Consider the following 19,136-nt stretch of genomic DNA (forward strand, 5'->3'; position numbering starts at 1 on the left):
TCCCTAGTTGGTCTGGCCCGGAATTGATTACCCCGGATACCAGATTTTCCGAGGATCGCTCGGGCTTCTTTCATATGCCCAGGCCCGCTCGATCATCTCCTCGAAATCTACTTGCGGCCGCCAACCTAAGGCGTGCCGTGCCTTGGTGTTATCAAGCCAGTTGCTGTGAAACGGCGTGGGGATTTCCACGGGCTCCATATCACGCGTTCGCACCAGATAATCTGCGACCTGCGCGTAATCGACCGGCTCATCCATAGAGATATTGAAAAGCTCCTGCATCGCGGCCGGGTGATCGAGGGCTGCCATCAACGCAGCGACCAGATCATCGACATGCACAAAGTTGCGCTTAAGAGCCGCGCCCTTTTTATCACGCATCAACGGCACAAAACTGCCCTCGGCAAGGCGCGCAGCCTTTTCCGCGCTTATCAAGTCGCTCCAGACCGGGCCACCAAACTGGTCCGGACCAAACGAAAGCGCGCATTTAAAGTCGTCTTTCTCCATGATCCAGGGCGCACGTAAAACTGTGCCATTCAGGCCATACTGGATTTGATATTGCTCGATCATCACCTCTTCGAGCACCTTGGTCAGCGCATAACAGCCGCTGTAGGCCTGCCTTGGGGAGGTTTCTGTGACTGGCGCCGGATAATCCTTGAAAATGTGCCCAACAGAGCAATCGCCACCTATCAGAATGAACTGCTTAAGCGTCGATGACTGGCGCGCGGCTTCCAGAAGCAGGAACATCCCCTTGATCGCAACATCAATGACCAGATCGGGGCTTTCTTTCACCGCCGCCATATGAAGAACGTGGGTGACACCCTCCATCACGTGCGCAACCGCATCCGGATCCGACAGAGACCCCGTAATGACCTCTACCCGTTCACCCGCTTCGACCTTGCGGTTGTGGCACAGCGCCACGATCTTGGCCGATGTATACTTGGGGTTATCAAGAAATGCCGCCAAAAATGCCTTGCCGACCTTGCCGGTTGCACCAGTAATCAAAATTTTCATTAATTATCCTCCCTATTGAATTAATAATATTAATTAATAATATGGAGTCAAGTGACCTCAGGATAGAATGCCGATATAAATTCAACCGCAAGAATGATTACTAATTATGCTGCAGGCGCGGCAGACGGCTTGTCTTGATCGTCTTGAATAAGGTATTACCAATATCGGCTTGGTGGTTCAGACGTGCGCCAACCTGTTCAATTCTAAGGGCGAAAACGCTGTCTATCGGTCGTTTTTGCACCATCTGACGCAATCACTGCACAATATTCGGTTGGCTAAAAGACCAGAGGCAAAACGAGTTCAATGTCGCAAAAGAAACATTACGGTGGCAAAAATCGCCCGACGATGATGGATGTTGCCTCGATGGCGGGCGTATCGCAGGCAACAGTCTCACTGGTCCTGAACGGGAGCCCGGCCAAACTGACTGAATCCACACGTCAGCGCGTGATCGATTCTGCGAACAAACTTGGCTATCAGCTTGTTCGCCGTGAAAACCAGGTTGCGCCAAGCAACAAGTCACGATCCGTCATAATCTTTATCGCAGATGAAATCAGCACCGATCCCTGGATGGCACTGGCCTTTGAAGGGGCGCACAACAAGGCCCTGGAATACGGGATCAATGTTTGCCTCGCGGTCAGCCACGGCAACGCGAACATCGAAGCCAGCATCGTCAATCAACTGGCAGACTCGAACGTCATTGGGATCATTTACGGTACAATTCTTACCCGACTGGTGGAATTGCCACCGATCCTGTCAAAGAAGCCCACTGTCCTTGTTAATTGCTACGACAGCACCCGCACCCTTCCGTCTGTTTTGCCAGGTGACCTGCTGGGGGGACGGGCGGCAACTGAACGTCTGATACAAGCCGGTCGCAAACGTATTGCGATCATTAACGGGCAAAAAGGTGTCGACGCCTCGCGCGACCGCCTCAAGGGATACCGTCAGGCACTTTCGAGCAACGATATACCGTTTGATCCGGCACTTGTGCGTCCAGGCAACTGGGAGCCCTCAACCGGTTATTCGATGACCCATGAGCTTATGGCACTCGATAATCCGCCAGACGCGATTTTCTGTGCCAATGACCTGATGGCGCTTGGTTGTTTTGACGCGCTGCGTGAACTGGGGAAAAGCATCCCGGACGATGTGGCTGTGATCGGCTTTGACGACCGCGAAATCGCCCAGCACACACACCCTGCCCTCACGACGCTTATTCTACCGCACTACGAAATGGGCGAAATCAGTGCCGAACTACTGATCGACAGCGTTGGTGGCCTTCTGGCAACACCAAACCAGATCAAGGTCGAATGCCTTATGGTAGAACGCGATTCTGTCGAGAAGTCCGGAGAAAAGGCGTAATTCCCCCGAACAAACAGCAGTGCCGACGCATGTATGCGTCGGGCTCAGGCAGAATAATTTCTCGGAAAAATTGTCAGGTACCATATAAGCTGACAACTCATCACATCCTAAGCCAACGTCAAAAAACTGACCCAAACTGACGGATAGCATTTGTTACGCAGCACACTAATCTTTTCTGCTGTGACAAACATTAAAGGTGCCCCGGAGCAAAAGGGCGGCTTCTGCCCCGGGGGATAACCAGACAACTCAAAAGAGCAATCTGGTCGGTGGGAGACGAAGTCACAGGAGATCTATCGCTTTATGCGATTGATCGGTTCTTTCCCCTGACCAATCAGATTGATGTTTTCAGCCATTGTTTGTGTGCGCCGATCAATCGTGCCATGCGTCCAGCCAGACATGTGGGGCGTCATCGTGACGTTGCTCAATTCCTGGAATGGTAAGCGCGAGGGGAATGTCTCCGCATCTGGTGCCGTTGGATATTGGTACCATGTGTCAATGAACGCATGTTCGATCAGGCCGTCTTTAAGCGCCTTAAACAGAGCCTCTTCATCGACCACGCCACCGCGGCCGACATTCATGAAAACCGCATTCTGCTTCATGTTGGCAAACGCCTGACCGTCAATAATTCCGGTCGTATTTTCCGCCAGCGGCAGTGTATTCACGACAACATCCACGTTCGCCAGCATTTCCTTGAAATTGTCAATTTCATAGAAAGCATCAATCTGGCTTTGGTCTTCCGGCATGGAACGGTTGGCGACTTGAACCCCCATACCAAAGGCTTTGGCGCGCTGGGCGATCGCTTTGCCGATGTGCCCGTACCCAAGAATACCGATTGTGGTACTCCCAAGCTCGGTTCTCATGCCAGATGGCCCGCCAGCCCAGTATTTCCAGTCCCCTTTGCGCAACCGCGCGTCGGCATCGGCAAGCGGGACATGACGTGACAACAGCGCACACATGGCGTATTCCGCGATCGCAATTTCATGCCCAAAGCAATTGCAAAGATAGGCTACAACCGGCAGCTCCGGAACATGGATGCCATCGTAACCAGCCCCCGGCACTTGATACAGTTTCAGGTTGCGTGGCGTCGGAAAAGTTTCGTCGAACTTGATACCAATGATGACATCTGCACTGGCATAGTCTTGCCGATCAGCATTACTGTCCAGATGATCGGGCAACAGGACAAGCTCATGGGGCTCTTCAAGCAATTCGGCAAAACCGGGATAAAAAGTCGAGGCATTTGCCCCATGGAACACGACCTTCACGAAATCCTCCCACATATGGTTATTGTTTTTGCACTTTGATATTTTCTGATATTTCACAAAATTTCAACAGGAAAACTGTAAAATCACAACGGAGGTCAAACCTCTAAATCAAAATGGATCGAAGTCCTGGGTCACGTCAAAAATGCTCGGTGCGATACTGCTTTCAAGCACGGGAAACATCGCATCCACAAAATCAATCAGCTTGTCCGACGCAACCAATGCCTCGTCCTTTTTCCCCTCCACAACCGCATTCAGCACATCCAGATGGCTGTCGATGGTCACGTCAAGGGACACCCCATCATCCGTCTGCGTATGATAAATCCATCCCAGACGGCGGAAAATCGTGTGCAAAGGTCGCAGCGTATATTCAAGAAACGGCTCGCCGCAGGCTGCCAGCATCATTTGATCAATCCGGCGATCAAATTCGTTGAACTCGACAATCGTCATCTTGTCGCGATGCTTTGACAAAAGACCGATCAGATGGCGCATCTGACTTCTGTGCGATGTACTGGCACGCGCGCTCGCCAGGGACACAACAAACCTTTCCATATCGCGACGCAGCCGCAGCAGCAAATGGGTGCGCGTCAGATCAATCGGCGCAATCTGGATGCCCTGGCGGGGCTGAATGATCATCAGCGTATCCGCGGCCAAGCGTGTTACCGCCTGATGGACTGGCGTGCGACTGATGCCGGTTGCAGTTTGCAAATCCTGTATGCGCAGATAACTGCCAGGCTTCAACTCACACGTAACAATAAGCTCTTCAAGCTTGTTATAGGCTACCTCGTTCAGGTTTCTTCCACTGCCGGAGACTGCTTTACCCGGTTCGGAAGGAATACCCGAAATGACCTTATCTTTCTGTTTTGACGCCATTCTTTGTCTCTGTAATTTTATAAAAAGTCACAATATATTTGTTTTTATTCAATATCATATACACATTTTCCCACACACGAGAAAGCAAAACTATTGAAGTTATCGCGCATTGCATGTTACTGATGTTTCGTGAAATATCACGACATGTCACATAAGGGAGGAACCAACGACATGAAAAAACTAACAAGAACACTGACCGCCTTGGCCACCACCGGCTTTCTGGCCTTCACGGCATCACAGGCACTCGCGTCCGCCCCGAACCCACTGCAATTCCAGACACACCACAACGCCTCCTCGCTGCAGGGCAAAGCGTTGCTGCGATTTGCTGACCTTGTAAAAGAATATTCCGATGGCACGGTGCAGGTCGAAATGCACACCAGCTCGTCGGTAGTCAACTCGAACGAGGCCTTCGAAGCATCCAGCATGGGCATCATCGATGGTGACGCAACGGGTGCTGGCTATATCACTGGCAAGAACCCGGCTTTCCAGTTCTATGGCGACATCATGGGCGGATATAGCACCCCGGAACAGCTTCTTGGTTGGTACGAGGATGGCGGCCTTGATCTTGCCAACGAGCTTTATCACAAATTCAACATGCATCTCGTCGGGGTGTTCATCGCAACCCCGGAATCGCTGAGTTCAACCACGCCGCTGGCGGGTATTGAAGACCTCAAGGGTTGGAAATTCCGTTCGCCCCCTGGCATGGAGTCTGAAATTTTCCAGAAACTTGGTGCAGGCCCGGTTGTCATGCCGTTTGGCGAAGTATTTACCGCCATGTCGACGGGCACTGTTTCCGGCGCAGATGCATCCACGCTTGCTGTGAACAAGAAACTTGGCCTGTATGATATCGCAAAATATGCGACCTATCCTGGCTTCCATTCCATGCCGATCGAACATATCGCCATTAACCTGGAAAAATGGAACGCGTTGAACGAGTCACAGCAAACGGCCATGGAAAACGCGATTGCAACCGTTGCCCCGGAAGTCATTGCCGAATCAACCAAGCTTGACAAAGAAGCTGCCAAAGAGCTGACCGAGGCTGGCATCACCTTGGAAGATTGGAGCGACGCAGACCGCCAGGCATTCCGCAAAGCAGCCCAGGAGGTTTGGGCCGACTGGGCAACGCGCAGCCCAGAAGCCAAAGCGGCTTATGACGCACATATCGCGTATATGAAGAAAAACGGCATCCTCGACTAACCAGCAAGTCCATCATTTTGATCCTCGGGGGATATCCCCCGAGGGCTTTTCTGGAGGTCCGCGATGCAGGCAACCCCGAAACGCGTGCGCAGCTTTCAATTCATCGTCGCACTATTTTCCCTACTTCTATTGATTATTGTCGGGGTGACTTTTTACGAAGTCATCGCTCGCTACATTTTCAAAACTCCGACAATCTGGGCCAATGAACTGGCTTTGTGGCTATCGGCAATCCTGTTTCTGGCCGCTGGTCTCTATGCCATGCAAAGAGACCAGCATCTCAGAATTACAGTCCTTTATGACGCGTGCCCCGCATGGCTTCAGCGCATATTCGATCTCATCACGCTGGCTTGCTGCCTGACATTTTGCCTTGGCATTGCGTGGTTCGGTGCGCCCAGTTCGTGGCAATCTCTGATGAATTGGGAACCGTTTGGTACCGCATGGAACCCGCCGATCCCGGCAACGGTGAAGCCCCTTATTGTTCTGACAACCGGATTGATGGCGCTTTACGCGATCATCAACTGCGTCAAAAGATTCCTTGGCACTCCAGCCGACACCGCAGAATCAGTCACGGAGGACAACCGTGTCGATTGAACTTATATCAATTATCCTCGTCGGCGGTGTATTTGCCCTAATGGCGCTGGGTGTTCCGCTCGCTTTTGCAGCGGGCTCGCTGGCCATTCTTGTCAGCTATCTGAAATTTGGCCCGGCGGTTATAGCACTTGCACATAAAACAGTTTACGGACTTGCGACCGAATACTCACTGCTGTCTGTGCCGCTTTTCATTCTGATGGCAACATTGCTTGAACGGTCCCGGCTCGCCCAGGATCTTTATGATGCCCTGTTCAAGATTTTCGGGAATTTAAAGGGCGGCGTTGCGACCGTGACCCTGATCATTTCCGTTTTCATGGCCGCGATCAGTGGCATCATTGGCGGCGAAATCGTTCTGCTGGGTCTGATTGCCCTGCCACAGATGATGCGCCTGCAATATGATCGGAAACTTTCTATCGGGATCATCTGCGCCGGCGGGTCACTGGGCACCATGGTCCCGCCGTCAATTGTCCTGATTATTTATGGACTGACCGCTGACGTCTCGGTTCAAAAACTCTTCTTGGCATCCTTCGTACCGGGCTTCGCACTTGCCTTTGCATACTTTGCCTATATCTACATCCGCTGCACACTCAACCCGGCGCTGACCCCAAAAGCACCGGAAAGAACCGAACCGTTTACAAAACAGGACTTTTTGCGCGGCATCCTGCCGTTACTTGTCCTGATCGGTATCGTATTCGGCTGCATTTACGGTGGGGTAACGTCAATTACCGAAGCCGCGGGCATTGCAGTCGGCATGTCCATTCTGATCATTGCCCTGCGCTCTGAACTGAACATCACAATGCTATGGCAGGCCCTGACACGTACTCTGCAATCCTGCGGGATTATCCTTTGGGTCACGTTTGGGGCGGCATCACTGATTGCCATTTACAACCTGTCAGGTGGACAGCGCTTTGTCACTGGCATGATCACCGGTCTGGATATTGCGCCTGTTGTTACAATCATGCTGATGATGGCGATCTTCATCGTCCTCGGGTTGTTTATGGACTGGATTGGCATCCTGCTTTTGACCATTCCGATCTTTGTGCCAATCGTCACCCAGCTCGGCTATGACCCGGTTTGGTTCGGGGTTCTTTTCTCGCTGACCATGCAGGTGGCTTTCCTGTCACCGCCATTTGGCCCGGCCGCTTTCTACCTCAAAAGCGTCGCCCCGCCGGAAATCACCGTTCAGACGATTTTCGCATCTCTTTGGCCTTTCATGCTCATTCAGATCGCCTTCCTGGCGTTGATGCTGACATTCCCGTCCATCGCGCTATGGCTCCCGGAAATACTCAATTAATCTGAATTCGGATAAGAAAATGAAGATCACAGCTATCAAAACCTACCGCGTGGACGAATTTGCCAATGTGCTTTGGGTCCATGTCGAAACAGACGCCGGGATCACTGGCCTTGGCGAAACCTTCTATGGTGCAGGTGCGGTCGAAGCCCACATTCACGAAACGCTGGCCGGGCGCCTGATCGGGCAGCCCCCCCTTCATATCGAAGCCCTGCACAAGGAAATGGTCAACTTGCCGATGGCACAATCATCGACGGGGGCGGAATATCGTGCCGCCTCTGCCATTGATATTGCGCTTTGGGACATCTTTGGCAAAGTATGCGAACAGCCTGTCCACCAAATGCTGGGTGGTTTGTGCTGGGATAAAATCCGGGTTTACAACACCTGTGCTGGATATCGCTATGTCCGCACCAACAACATCAAGCCTGTCTCTAACTGGAACCTCGGTGAGCCGGAAGGCCCCTATGAGGATCTCGACGGTTTCATGAACCGCCCGGCCCAACTGGCCGAAAATCTTCTGGAATCCGGCATCACGGCAATGAAGATCTGGCCGTTTGACCCGATGGCTGCCGAAACACGTGGGCAGTACATCACAGCCGAACAGATGAAAAAGGCGATCCATCCTTTCGAAGAAATCCGCAAGGCTGTTGGCGACAAGATGGAAATCATGGTCGAGTTCCATTCTCAATGGAACCTGCCGACCGCCAAAAAAATTGCCCGCGAACTCGAACAGTTCAGCCCGACCTGGTACGAAGACCCGATCCGGATGAACTCACCGCAGGCCTTGGCAGAATTTGCTTCATCTACCGATGTCTGGACCTGTGCCAGTGAAACACTGGGCTCACGCTGGCCCTACAAGGATATGCTTGATCGTGATGCAACCCATGTTGTCATGGTTGACCTGTGCTGGACCGGCGGCCTTACCGAAGGCAAAAAAATCGCCGCTCTTGCGGAAACATGGCACCGCCCGTTTGCCCCGCATGACTGCATCGGTCCGGTTGGTTTTGCGGCCGCAATTCACATGTCGTTTAGCCAACCCAACACCCTTATTCAGGAAAGCGTCCGCGCCTTCTATAAGGGCTGGTATAACGAACTGGTGACCGCCGTTCCGAAAATCGAAAACGGCTACGTCTATCCGATGGCGGGCCCCGGCCTTGGTGTCGAACTGCTGAAATCCTTCTTTGATCGCAGCGACCTGACCGTCCGTGAAAGCAAAGCCTGAAAATAAAAGCCCGTTGGAGGAACCATGTCTCTCGAACTTTTCTCGCTCGCCGGAAAAACGGCCCTCATAACCGGCTCTTCACGTGGACTAGGCCGCGCCTTTGCCGAAGGCTTGGCCGCAGCCGGTGCCACAGTGATCCTTAATGGCACCAATGCAGACAGACTTTCACAGGCACAAAAAGAAATGTCGGCAAAGGGCATGAAGGTCGATACGTCTCTGTTTGACGTAACCGACGAAGCCGCAATCAAGGCTGCTTTTGACCGCTTGGACGCCGCAGGTGTGCAGGTCGACATCCTGATCAATAACGCTGGTATCCAGTTCCGCAAACCCATGCTGGAACTGGACACTGCCGACTGGCAGCGTGTGATTGATACCAACCTGACATCGGCCTTCATGATTGGCCGCGAAGCCGCCAAACGTATGGTCAAACGCGGTTACGGCAAAATCGTTAATATCGGATCCCTCACAAGCGAACTGGCACGCGCAACCGTCGCCCCCTACACCGTCGCCAAGGGTGGCATCAAAATGCTGACCAAGGCGATGGCGGCCGAATGGGCCGAACGAGGCCTTCAGGCGAATGCGATTGGGCCGGGCTACATGCTGACCGACATGAACGAGGCGCTCACATCCAACCCGGAATTCGATGCATGGGTCAAGGGACGTACGCCAGCACGCCGCTGGGGCAAGCCCGAAGAACTTATCGGCACGGCGATTTATCTCTGCTCGGATGCGTCGAACTACGTAAACGGTCAGATCATCTATGCCGATGGCGGCATGATTTCTGTTCTTTAGGGTGATCTTACATGTACTCTGTTGTCATACACTCACCCCATGATCTGCGGGTGGACCCGATCGATCAGCCCGGTGCACCGCAACCGGGCATGGTCACCGTCCAGATTGACAAGGGCGGCATATGCGGCTCGGACCTGCATTACTACCATAGCGGCGGTTTTGGGGCGGTTAAAATTCGCGAACCCATGACGTTAGGGCATGAAGTCGCTGGCAAGATCGTTGCTATTGGCCAAAACGTCACTGACCTCTCTGTAAATGACAAGGTCGCGGTCAATCCCTCCATGCCCTGCAACGAATGCCAGTATTGCCGCGCAAATATGCGCAATCAATGCACGGACATGCGTTTCTTTGGCAGCGCAATGCGCTTTCCCCATCAACAGGGCCTGTTCCGCCAGCAGATCAACCTGCCGGCAGAACAGTTGGTCAAACTGTCCCCGGACATCAACATGGAACACGCCGCCTGCAGCGAACCGTTGGCCGTCTGCTTGCATGCTGTGCATCAGGCCGGGGCGCTGTCGGGGAAAAAAGTCCTCGTTTCCGGCTGCGGCCCGATCGGTTGCCTGACCATTTTGGCCGCCGCCCATTCCGGAGCGCACTGGATTACCGCGACGGACCTGTCACAGGCGGCCTTGGATATCGCCCAACAGGCAGGTGCAAATAGCTGCATTGATGTCGCCCAGAATGCCGATGACTTTAAAACGCTTGGCATGAACAAGGGCACTCAGGATGTTGTGTTTGAGTGCTCCGGCAGTCCGCAGGCACTTGCCAATGCCTTCGATGTAGTAAAACCAGGTGGCACGATCATCTCGGTCGGGCTTGGCGGCAACGGCGAACTCCCGCTCAGTCTCGCGGTCACCAAAGAAGTCGAAATGATCGGAAGCTTCCGCTTTGATGCGGAATTTGCCCAGGCCGCAGAACTAATTGACCGCAAGGTGATTGATGTTTCGCCGATCATCAGTTCGGTGCTCCCCTTCCGGGACGCTAAAAAGGCCTTTGACCTTGCATCGGATCGCAGCCAATCCATGAAAGTGCAATTGGATTTCAGCTGATGAAAACCTCAAACAAAGTGCTTTGCATCGGCGAATGCATGGTCGAACTTTCTCCTGCTGAAACAGGCCTTTGGCAACAGGGTTTCGCGGGAGATACCATGAACACTGCTTGGTATCTCCGGCAATTGTTCGATGAATCATGGAACGTCGAGTATTTTACAGCACTTGGCCAAGATCGCCTCTCTGACGAGATGTATGCGTTCTTGCAACGTGCAGGATTTGCCATTGATCACATCGTCAGGATCGCGGACCGTCAGCCCGGCCTCTATGCAATCCATTTACAAGATGGCGAAAGGAGTTTCTCTTATTGGCGTGAAAACTCCGCGGCAAGACTACTTGCTGCTGATCCTGATATTTTGCAACAAGTCATGACCGAGCAGAATGTGATTTACTTCTCGGGAATAACCCTTGCGATACTTCCGCCAAAAGACCGCGACACTTTCCTTCGTCTGATCGGAAACTGCCGCAAAAACGGCCAGCAGGTCATTTTTGACCCGAACCTCCGCCCAAAGCTTTGGAAAACCCACAACGAGATGTGTGACGCGATTGAGCGTGCAGCCGCTCTTTCAAACCTCGTCATGCCGAGCTTTTCAGATGAGCAGGACGCGTTTGGTGATTACTCACCTTTTGACACCGCGCACCGTTACCTTGCGCTGGGATGCGAGGAAGTTGTCGTAAAGAACGCTGATTCAGAAATCATACATCGGGCTTTGGACACTGCTGAAACACGTTTCGCACCGAAAAAAGTCAAACCAATCGACACGACTGGAGCAGGCGATTCATTTAACGCCGGTTTCATCTACGCAAAATGCTCCGGCAAAAGCCTTGATGATGCCGTTTCCCTTGCTCACAACGTGGCGGGACATGTCATTCAAAAACGGGGCGCGATTGTGGAGCTTCCTAAATTGGTAACTGCTGAACGTTCATGAGAAACAATAAAGAATATCCATAACTACGAGTTATGAAAAAAATAGCTACACCTACGCCGACGCATATATGCGCCGGGCTCAGGCGGCATAAATTTTCGTGTCACGTGCAGAAAAGATGACATAAATCTGCAGAATTGACCGAAACGCTGACAATTCTGCCTCGGCAGATAAAGTCGACATCTGCCAAAACAACCACAGCGTTAACTTAGTAGCTGTAAGGTTAAATATCAAAGTTAGTCGGAAGGATGATCATGTCGCGGATGGTTACAGTGCGCGGACGTGAGAGCATGTAAATTACCGCATCCGAGACTTCGCAGGGATCAAGCAATGCTCCGTTTTCCTTGGCTTTGCGCAGGTTTTCTTCCGGCCAGTCGGCCAGAAGTGCTGATACCACAGGACCTGGCGAGACCTGGGCGACGCGAATGCCGTGCTTGTTGAGCTGACGGCGCATAGTCTGTACAAAGCAGGTTATCGCCCATTTTGATCCGGAATAAACCGGCTCCCATTGAATGGGCATATGTCCGGCAACCGATGCGGTAACGATGATGTCACCCGTGCCGCGTTCCTGCATGTGCGGGATCACATCACGGACGTTTTTCATCACTGCATTGACGTTCAAATTCAGCATCCTGTCGATGGTTGCCGTATCGGTTTCAACCAGATCACCGCCGATATAAGACCCAGCATTACAATGCAGAATATCGATGTGATCGACCTTTTCTAGGATTTCGGGAACCATGGCCACACAGCTGTCGACATCAAGAAGGTTAGTGTGCTGGGCAATAGCATTCTCTCCAAGCTCGCCGGTCACCTCGGTAAGCGCATCCTTGTTATAATCCACCATCACGACCTTGGCACCGGCATCGAGCAGCGCACGTGTGGTCGACAGGCCAATGCCCGATGCAGCGCCGGTGACAACGGCAATCTTACCCGCAAGTGATTGAGCCATAATACATCTCCGAAAAATAAGGTTTGGAATCAGACAGCCAGAAAACCGCCATCGACAGGAAGAACCGCGCCACTGACGAAGGACGCATCATCATCAAGCAACATAACGATAGACCCTGCGACTTCTTCGACCTCGGCAAAGCGGCCATGGGGATGACGCACCATCATTGGATCGCGTTTTGCCGGGTCTGACCAAGCCGCAGCTGCCAGTTCCGTCATGGTCACCGTCGGGGCCACCGCATTGACGCGAATGCCATGCGGACCAAGCTCCTTGGCCATCACACGCATCGCCCCTTCAAGCCCGGCCTTGGACGCGGCATAGCACATGTGATCTACAAATCCGCGATGCCCGGCAATCGAGGTGACATTAACAATCGCCCCGCCGCCGCCGGCCGCCACCCGCGCACGGGCAAATTCCTGCGCGCATATCAGGGCAGCCCGCAGATTGATGCCCAAGACGGTTTCATATCCCTCATCGGTCATCTCAAGCACGCTTTCGAGAACATTTGTCCCCGCACAATTGATCAGATAATCCGCTGGACCTGCTGACTTCATGGCATCGCGGGCCGCTTCACTGTGAGCCAGATCAACGCGAATACCGGTTGCCCCAATTTCGTCCGTCAGTGCATCAAGGTCGGCTTGCGTGCGTGCCATGGCGACAACCGACGCCCCGCGCGCGGCCATGATTTGCGCACATGCATGACCAATGCCCTTCCCGGCCCCGGTGATGATGACTTTCTTTCCTGAAAATGTAGCTGTCATAAGTCGACGTTTTCCCTGATTTTGAAACACGCACTGGCTTGTTTTTCTAACGATTTGTCCGTGCCTTGTGACCTGTGCTCAGATGGTTATGTCATGGTTTCGAGTAAGAGTTCCGCTGTCAGATCATCGGTCACAAGTGTGTCGACCAGACCACGCTTGATCGCCGCCTTGATGATCGGAACCTTATGCTTTCCGGCAGCGGTCAGTATCTTGTTGGGGATATCTGCCAGCGCGTTAAGGTTGACGCCAACCGTGCGCGCATTAAGCGGATGGTCAATTTCATTCCCGTCCGCATCAAGGAAGCGACCCAGCACATCGCCAACTGCCCCGGCATCACGTAATTCCTGCATGGTTACATCCCGCGGCAGACCATACTTGACCATAAAGGATAAATCCGAGACGTCCCCGACAACCAGCAAAGCCGCATCTGCCGACAGGCAACGTTCGATGTGCGTTGCATAAATCTCTTGGCTGAGCAACACGTCCTTATCGACGTCACCGGGCAGATAAATAGGCGCCACCAGATGGGAGTAATTTGCATCGAACCGCTCGGCAAAGCCCGACGCGATGCTAAAGGCATTGAAAGATGATCCCGCCGCGGTCCCGCCCATCAGGGCGAGGATTTCAAGATCCGGCAAGGAATGCAGCGGCAAACGTTCCATAGCACGCTGCAAGGTCACCCCCCAGGACACACCAATGCGTTTCCAAGGTTCGTTCTTGAGCGTTGAGGAGAGATAATGCGCCAATGCCGCCCCCACGGGGGCATGGTTGTCGTAATTTGCATGATCCACCGGCACCACAAGCGCCCTTGCTACACCGGCCTGTTCAAGACGCTGCTGAACCTCAAGGCGCGTCACGAACGGCGACTCGATCTGGATTTTCACAAGTCCAAGCGATTTTGCTTTCTGGATCGCCTGATTAACGCGAAGGCGGGTAACTCCCATATCGCGCGCGACTTCAGCCTGTGTCTGGCCGTTCACATAGTAACGCCAACAGACTTCGGTTACGAACCCTTCACCGTCCTCAAGCGGCTCTCTTGGCATGTTTTACTCCCTTTCATGACCCTGCACATTCTGGCAGTGCGTTCGTTATTACGAGAAACTAACAAATGTATTTTAAAAATTACAAATGAAAATTTTCACTTGCATGCAGTTTAATACATATGCATTCTTTCGGCGACTGGAATCGCGATTCCAAAGCAGCGCAAGACTGCTAATGGCGATATCCCATCATTCCAACGGGAGGAAAAACCAATGAATTTTGCACTCAAAGTGGGCGTATCTGCTTTGGCGATGGCTGTCGCATCAAGCGCGGCATATGCCGATGACGCTTTCTGGAAAGAAGCAGCCAAGCCTTATCAGGACGTAACCCTGCGTGGTGTGACAGAATCCACCCCGCCTTCGAACTATATCCGTGAAGTCCTTGCACCGGAATTTGAAGAGCTGACTGGTATCCGGGTGGATATCGAAACCACGTCCTGGGATCAGATGTATGACAAGGCCATCAAGGACATGGAGGCCGGTACCGGCATCTATGACATGGTCTTTATCGAACAGGACATCGTCTATTCCTATCTCGCACGTGATTTCCTGACCGACACCACAAAACTTCTGGCGGACAATCCGGACCTGAAGGCACCAACCTATAGCGAAGACAATTTCACCACCTTCGCCAACTATTTCCGTGGCGAAAACGGTGACCTTTACGGCGTCCCGATGGAAGCCTTCATCAAGATCTATCTGTATCGCACGGATCTGTTCAATGACGCCGAGATCAAGGCGGCCTTCAAGGAACAGACCGGCCGCGAGCTTGTCCCGGCAACCACCCATGCCGAATATGCCGAAATTGCGCAGTTCTTCACCAAGTGGGGAGAAGATCACGATATGGATCTGTGGGGCACCACCGCACAGGCCCATACCGGCCATCCGGCATCCTGGTACGAGTTCTTTGAAACCATCGCGCCGACCTTTGGTGTCTATAACTGGGGTATTGATGCCGATAACAACTTCGCGGCATCAGTTGCCAATGGCGGCGAAATGAACAGCGATGAAGCCAAGGAAGCCATGAAATGGTGGCTGAGCATGCGTGATATCGCCCCGCCTGAAAGTAACGCATCCACCTGGACCGAAGTCGGCACCACGTTTGGTGCAGGCCGCGTAGCCCAAGGCCTGGTTTACGGTGAAAACGCCGGCTGGATCGCTGCGGATGAAACCAAATCACTTGTGGTTGGCAATGTGGGTGTTGCCCTGCCGCCGCTTCAGGATGGCGTCATGGAAGAAGTCGAAGGTGGCACCGGCTATATCGGCTATTACGATGGTGGTGCATTTGGCATTCCCTCGACATCAAAAAGCCAGGAAGCCGCGATGCTGTTCCTGCAATATATCGGTCAGGACGAAGTTCAACCTGACTGGGCAGTTGCCGCACCACGTGTGACCAACAAAACCACCTATGATGCCCCCAAGGTTAAGGCAATGAACGAGGAACTCGGCGGGTATTACGACCTGCTGCGTGACAAGGGTTACCTGTTTGCCGGTGCACCGGCATATCCGTTCCACGCCCAAGTGCGCGAAGCCACGGCGCCAATTCTTTATCAAATCCTGACCGGTGACCTTGGTCCCGACGAAGGTCTTGATCAGATGGCGGCCAAGGCCGAGGCAGAACTGACCGATCTTGGCTACCGCAAATAGGTCTGTTTCCTGAGAACATCCGTCGTGGTCGCTGTCCTTCCATCGGGCAGTGACCACGAAGCTGCTTGGCCTTTTCGGGTCATGACCGCCTGACTGCATCCTTTTCCAGGGAGTAGACGATGCAATCCAACAAACTCGGTTGGATCCTCCTGGCCCCGACGCTGGTGATCCTGTTTTTCTTCGGTGTTTTGCCGTTCCTCTATGTCGTTTTTGTCTCGTTCCATCAATGGAACCCGTTTGCGGCATCACCCGAAATGATCTTTAACGGGGCGGAGAATTTTCGCCGCATTGTCTTTGATGACGCCTTCCTCAATTCACTTGGGGTGACCGTCATGTTCGTGATCTTTGCCGTGCTGTCCGAACTTGTTATCGGATATCTACTGGCACAGGCCTTCATGAAGGAATTCCCCGGGAAATCGATCTTCCGCACCATTCATACCCTGCCGCTCATCATGGCGCCGATCATTGTTGGGTCGGTGTGGAAACTGATGACCACGCCATCCATCGGCATTATTCCGCATTATCTTGATGAGTGGTTTGGCATCACCATGAATATCGGCACATCGGCACCCGCGGCCTTCATGACAATTGTCATCATGGATATCTGGCATTGGACGCCGCTTGTCACCCTGACATTGATCGCTGCACTGGTATCCCTGCCGCGTGATCCGTTCGAGCAGGCCCAGATTGATGGTGCGAACAAGGCACAGACCTTCTGGCACATTACACTGCCAATGATCACTCCGGCCCTGGTTGCAACCGTGTTTATCCGCCTGATGGATGCGCTGCGCACCGTAGATGAGGTCTGGATGTTGACCGGGGGTGGGCCAGGTTCGTCAACCCGTTTCCTTGGGGTGCATATCTTCAAGGAAGTCTTCCCCAAGACCAATTACGGCTACGGGTCGACCATTTCCGTGATCGTGCTCTACCTGACCATCGTGGTCTGTTGGCTGCTTTATGTCAGCATGCTGGCCCCGCGCAAGAACCGGAAGGGATAAAACCATGAAAAAGCGTAACCCGTTCCTTACGACACTCTTCTGGGTTTTCATCAGTCTGCTGACCCTGTTCCCGATCTACTGGCTGTTTGTCATTTCGGTCAAACCCGCCGTGCAGCTTTTCAGTACTCCCGACCTGATCGTGAACAACCCCTTTTGGGGCAACTATACCGAGGTCCTTGGTAACCGACTGCTGCGGAGCTACATGATCAATTCGCTGGTGATCTCGACCGGGAATGCTGTGCTTTGCACCGTGCTTGGCTTCTTTACCTGCTATGCGCTGTCGCGCTTTCAGTTCCGCGGCAAGGAATCGATCTTCTTCTGGACAATCACCAACCGCATGGCACCACCCGCCGTGTTCCTGTTGCCGCTGTTTTTGCTAATGACACAGGTCTATCGTATTGGTGATTTCACCCTTCTTGATACCCGCATTGGCATGATCTTGGTCTATTGCACCTTTAACCTGCCCTTTGCGATCTGGACCCTGCGCCCGACGATTGATGCCATCCCGCGCGAACTCGACGAGGCCGCCTATGTTGACGGCGCAAGTCCCTGGAAAGTCATCACCGAAATCGTCTTCCCACTCTGTCGTCCGGGACTCGCTGTGACCCTGATCCTGACATGGGTGTTTGCCTGGAACGAATATCTTCTGGCCGCAACGCTGACCAATTTCGAGGCCCGAACCCTGACCACCGGTCTTTCGGAATATGTAACTACCACGGGGACGGAGTGGGGAATCATGGCGTCCATTTCGGTCTTTACCCTGATCCCGGCCCTGATCGTGTTTGGTCTGGTGCAAAAACACATCGTCGCAGGCCTGACCTTTGGCGCGGTGAAAGGATAACACCATGACCAATCAAAACGCGACACAGCTTGATACCGCCCCTCTGACCGAGGAAGAAAACGAAAAGAAACCAAACACAACGCAAGAACGCCAAGGCTTTTTGCCGATTGAAACCAACGCCTTTGACCGTTGTTTCATTTCGGTCGTGATCTGGGTGGCGATGTCGCTTTTCTGGTTCCGCTTTATCGAACCGATGGGCCTGTCGATCTGGATTTCGAACGTCATTGCCCTTGCACTTGCCGTCTATATTGTCAGGAAAGGATAACGTCATGAAATCCCTGGTTCTTGAAAAAAAGGATGACATCACCCTGCGTGACTTTCCTGCCATCGACCGCGCAGAAGAGGTCCTTGGTCCGCGCGATGTGCGCATCAAGATGCATACTGTCGGCATCTGCGGATCGGATGTGCATTACTACACCCATGGCCGCATCGGACCTTTCGTCGTCAAGGACCCGATGATCCTTGGCCACGAGGCATCCGGCACCGTGATCGAAGCCGGATCCGAGGTCACAACCTTATCGGTCGGTGACCGGGTTTGCATGGAGCCGGGCGTGCCCGACCCCAACAGCAAGGCCACCCGTCTTGGCATGTATAATGTCGATCCGGCCGTGCGGTTTTGGGCAACGCCGCCTGTGCATGGCATCTTGCGCCCGACCTGCGTGCATCCCGAAGCCTTCACCTTCAAGCTGCCCGACAATGTTTCCTTTGCCGAGGCCGCGATGGTTGAACCGCTGGCGGTGGGTGTCCATGCCGCGACCAAGGCCAAGATAAAACCCGGTGACATTGCGCTTGTAATTGGTGCAGGCCCGATTGGGCTTGTTACCGCGCTTTCTGCCCTTGCTGGCGGATGTGCGCGCGTCTATGTCGCCGACCTTGCGGAAAAGAAACTTGAAATTGCCGCATCGCTCAGCGCGGCCATCACCCCGATTAATGTCAAATCCCAAGACATCACCGAAATCGTCAAACGCGATACGGATGGCTGGGGTATTGATGTTGTCTTTGAAGCCACGGGCTCGCCAAAGGCGGCCGCTGGCGTGTTTGAACCGCTGTGTCCGGGTGGGTGCGTTGTCATGATCGGTGGCCAGCCAGACCCGATCAGTTATGACGCCGGTGCGGCAATGATCCGCGAAGCCCGGGTCGAAAACATTTTCCGTTATGCCCACGTCTTTCCGCGCTGCGTTGCCATGCTGAGCTCGGGCGCGATCGACGTCAAACCGCTTATCACCAGAACATTCGCCTTCGAAGACAGCGTGCGCGCATTCGACATCGCAGCCTCCGCCCCACCGGCGGAAGTCAAGCTGCAGATCGAATTGCCGCAATAGGGAGAAGCCTT

Annotated in this window: 19 protein-coding genes; 13 read left to right on the forward strand and 6 right to left on the reverse strand. The window is 53.3% G+C overall.

The window, feature by feature from the left end; all coding sequences use genetic code 11:
- Nucleotides 1-27: 27 nt before the first annotated feature.
- Nucleotides 28-1,008: an NAD(P)-dependent oxidoreductase gene (locus FHI25_RS01440; RefSeq protein ID WP_210514334.1), complete on the reverse strand. Its 981-nt coding sequence runs from the start codon at nt 1,006-1,008 to the stop codon at nt 28-30.
- A 303-nt stretch (nt 1,009-1,311) separates the two neighbouring features.
- Between FHI25_RS01440 and FHI25_RS01445 the strand changes: the two genes are divergently transcribed.
- Nucleotides 1,312-2,364: a LacI family DNA-binding transcriptional regulator gene (locus FHI25_RS01445; RefSeq protein ID WP_210514336.1), complete on the forward strand. Its 1,053-nt coding sequence runs from the start codon at nt 1,312-1,314 to the stop codon at nt 2,362-2,364.
- A 290-nt stretch (nt 2,365-2,654) separates the two neighbouring features.
- Here FHI25_RS01445 and FHI25_RS01450 read toward each other — a convergent pair whose 3' ends face one another.
- Both FHI25_RS01450 and FHI25_RS01455 read right to left on the reverse strand, forming a co-directional pair.
- The gene (locus FHI25_RS01450) at nt 2,655-3,626 is read right to left on the reverse strand and encodes a 2-hydroxyacid dehydrogenase (protein ID WP_210514338.1); all 972 of its coding nucleotides are present in this window, start codon (nt 3,624-3,626) and stop codon (nt 2,655-2,657) included.
- A 108-nt stretch (nt 3,627-3,734) separates the two neighbouring features.
- Nucleotides 3,735-4,496, reverse strand: coding sequence for a GntR family transcriptional regulator (locus tag FHI25_RS01455; RefSeq protein WP_210514340.1), 762 nt, complete (start codon nt 4,494-4,496; stop codon nt 3,735-3,737).
- A gap of 171 nt (nt 4,497-4,667) precedes the next feature.
- Between FHI25_RS01455 and FHI25_RS01460 the strand changes: the two genes are divergently transcribed.
- The 7 genes from FHI25_RS01460 to FHI25_RS01490 all read left to right on the forward strand — a co-directional run bounded on the left by FHI25_RS01460 (nt 4,668) and on the right by FHI25_RS01490 (nt 11,567).
- Complete coding sequence (locus tag FHI25_RS01460; protein WP_210514342.1) at nt 4,668-5,693, forward strand: TRAP transporter substrate-binding protein; 1,026 nt, start codon at nt 4,668-4,670, stop codon at nt 5,691-5,693.
- 63 nt (nt 5,694-5,756) lie between these two features.
- A complete protein-coding gene (locus FHI25_RS01465; protein WP_210514344.1) occupies nt 5,757-6,284 on the forward strand; it encodes a TRAP transporter small permease in 528 nt (175 codons plus the stop codon).
- Nucleotides 6,274-7,578: a TRAP transporter large permease subunit gene (locus FHI25_RS01470; RefSeq protein WP_210514346.1), complete on the forward strand. Its 1,305-nt coding sequence runs from the start codon at nt 6,274-6,276 to the stop codon at nt 7,576-7,578. Before FHI25_RS01465 ends, FHI25_RS01470 begins: the two co-directional genes overlap by 11 nt.
- Nucleotides 7,579-7,597: 19 nt before the next feature.
- Nucleotides 7,598-8,797 carry a mandelate racemase/muconate lactonizing enzyme family protein gene (locus tag FHI25_RS01475; protein ID WP_210514349.1) on the forward strand — a complete coding sequence of 400 codons (1,200 nt, stop codon included), beginning with the start codon at nt 7,598-7,600 and terminating at the stop codon, nt 8,795-8,797.
- 24 nt (nt 8,798-8,821) lie between these two features.
- Nucleotides 8,822-9,589, forward strand: a complete 768-nt coding sequence (locus tag FHI25_RS01480; protein ID WP_210514351.1) for an SDR family oxidoreductase — start codon at nt 8,822-8,824, stop codon at nt 9,587-9,589.
- Nucleotides 9,590-9,600: 11 nt separating this feature from the next.
- Nucleotides 9,601-10,638: an L-idonate 5-dehydrogenase gene (locus tag FHI25_RS01485; protein ID WP_210514353.1), complete on the forward strand. Its 1,038-nt coding sequence runs from the start codon at nt 9,601-9,603 to the stop codon at nt 10,636-10,638.
- Entirely contained in the window at nt 10,638-11,567 is a 930-nt protein-coding gene (locus FHI25_RS01490) for a sugar kinase (RefSeq protein WP_210514355.1), read from the forward strand. Before FHI25_RS01485 ends, FHI25_RS01490 begins: the two co-directional genes overlap by 1 nt.
- A 220-nt stretch (nt 11,568-11,787) precedes the next feature.
- Here FHI25_RS01490 and FHI25_RS01495 read toward each other — a convergent pair whose 3' ends face one another.
- The 3 genes from FHI25_RS01495 to FHI25_RS01505 all read right to left on the reverse strand — a co-directional run bounded on the left by FHI25_RS01495 (nt 11,788) and on the right by FHI25_RS01505 (nt 14,320).
- Nucleotides 11,788-12,516 carry an SDR family oxidoreductase gene (locus FHI25_RS01495; protein ID WP_210514357.1) on the reverse strand — a complete coding sequence of 243 codons (729 nt, stop codon included), beginning with the start codon at nt 12,514-12,516 and terminating at the stop codon, nt 11,788-11,790.
- 29 nt (nt 12,517-12,545) lie between these two features.
- A complete protein-coding gene (locus tag FHI25_RS01500; RefSeq protein WP_210514359.1) occupies nt 12,546-13,277 on the reverse strand; it encodes an SDR family oxidoreductase in 732 nt (243 codons plus the stop codon).
- Between the two features lie 86 nt (nt 13,278-13,363).
- On the reverse strand, nt 13,364-14,320 hold the full coding sequence (locus FHI25_RS01505) for a sugar-binding domain-containing protein (RefSeq protein WP_210514361.1): 957 nt from the start codon (nt 14,318-14,320) through the stop codon (nt 13,364-13,366).
- Between the two features lie 210 nt (nt 14,321-14,530).
- Between FHI25_RS01505 and FHI25_RS01510 the strand changes: the two genes are divergently transcribed.
- From FHI25_RS01510 to FHI25_RS01530, 5 genes are all read left to right on the forward strand, one after another.
- On the forward strand, nt 14,531-15,964 hold the full coding sequence (locus FHI25_RS01510; protein WP_210514363.1) for an extracellular solute-binding protein: 1,434 nt from the start codon (nt 14,531-14,533) through the stop codon (nt 15,962-15,964).
- A 119-nt stretch (nt 15,965-16,083) separates the two neighbouring features.
- Entirely contained in the window at nt 16,084-16,962 is an 879-nt protein-coding gene (locus tag FHI25_RS01515; protein ID WP_210514365.1) for a sugar ABC transporter permease, read from the forward strand.
- Nucleotides 16,963-16,966: 4 nt separating this feature from the next.
- Nucleotides 16,967-17,803 (forward strand): carbohydrate ABC transporter permease, encoded by an 837-nt coding sequence (locus FHI25_RS01520; protein WP_210514368.1) that lies wholly within the window; start codon nt 16,967-16,969, stop codon nt 17,801-17,803.
- Nucleotides 17,804-17,807: 4 nt separating this feature from the next.
- Nucleotides 17,808-18,068, forward strand: a complete 261-nt coding sequence (locus FHI25_RS01525; protein WP_210514370.1) for a DUF2160 family membrane protein — start codon at nt 17,808-17,810, stop codon at nt 18,066-18,068.
- 4 nt (nt 18,069-18,072) lie between these two features.
- On the forward strand, nt 18,073-19,125 hold the full coding sequence (locus FHI25_RS01530) for an NAD(P)-dependent alcohol dehydrogenase (protein WP_210514372.1): 1,053 nt from the start codon (nt 18,073-18,075) through the stop codon (nt 19,123-19,125).
- The last annotated feature ends 11 nt before the right edge of the window (nt 19,126-19,136 follow it).

This window comes from Thalassospira sp. ER-Se-21-Dark, assembly GCF_017922435.1.
Lineage (GTDB): Bacteria > Pseudomonadota > Alphaproteobacteria > Rhodospirillales > Thalassospiraceae > Thalassospira.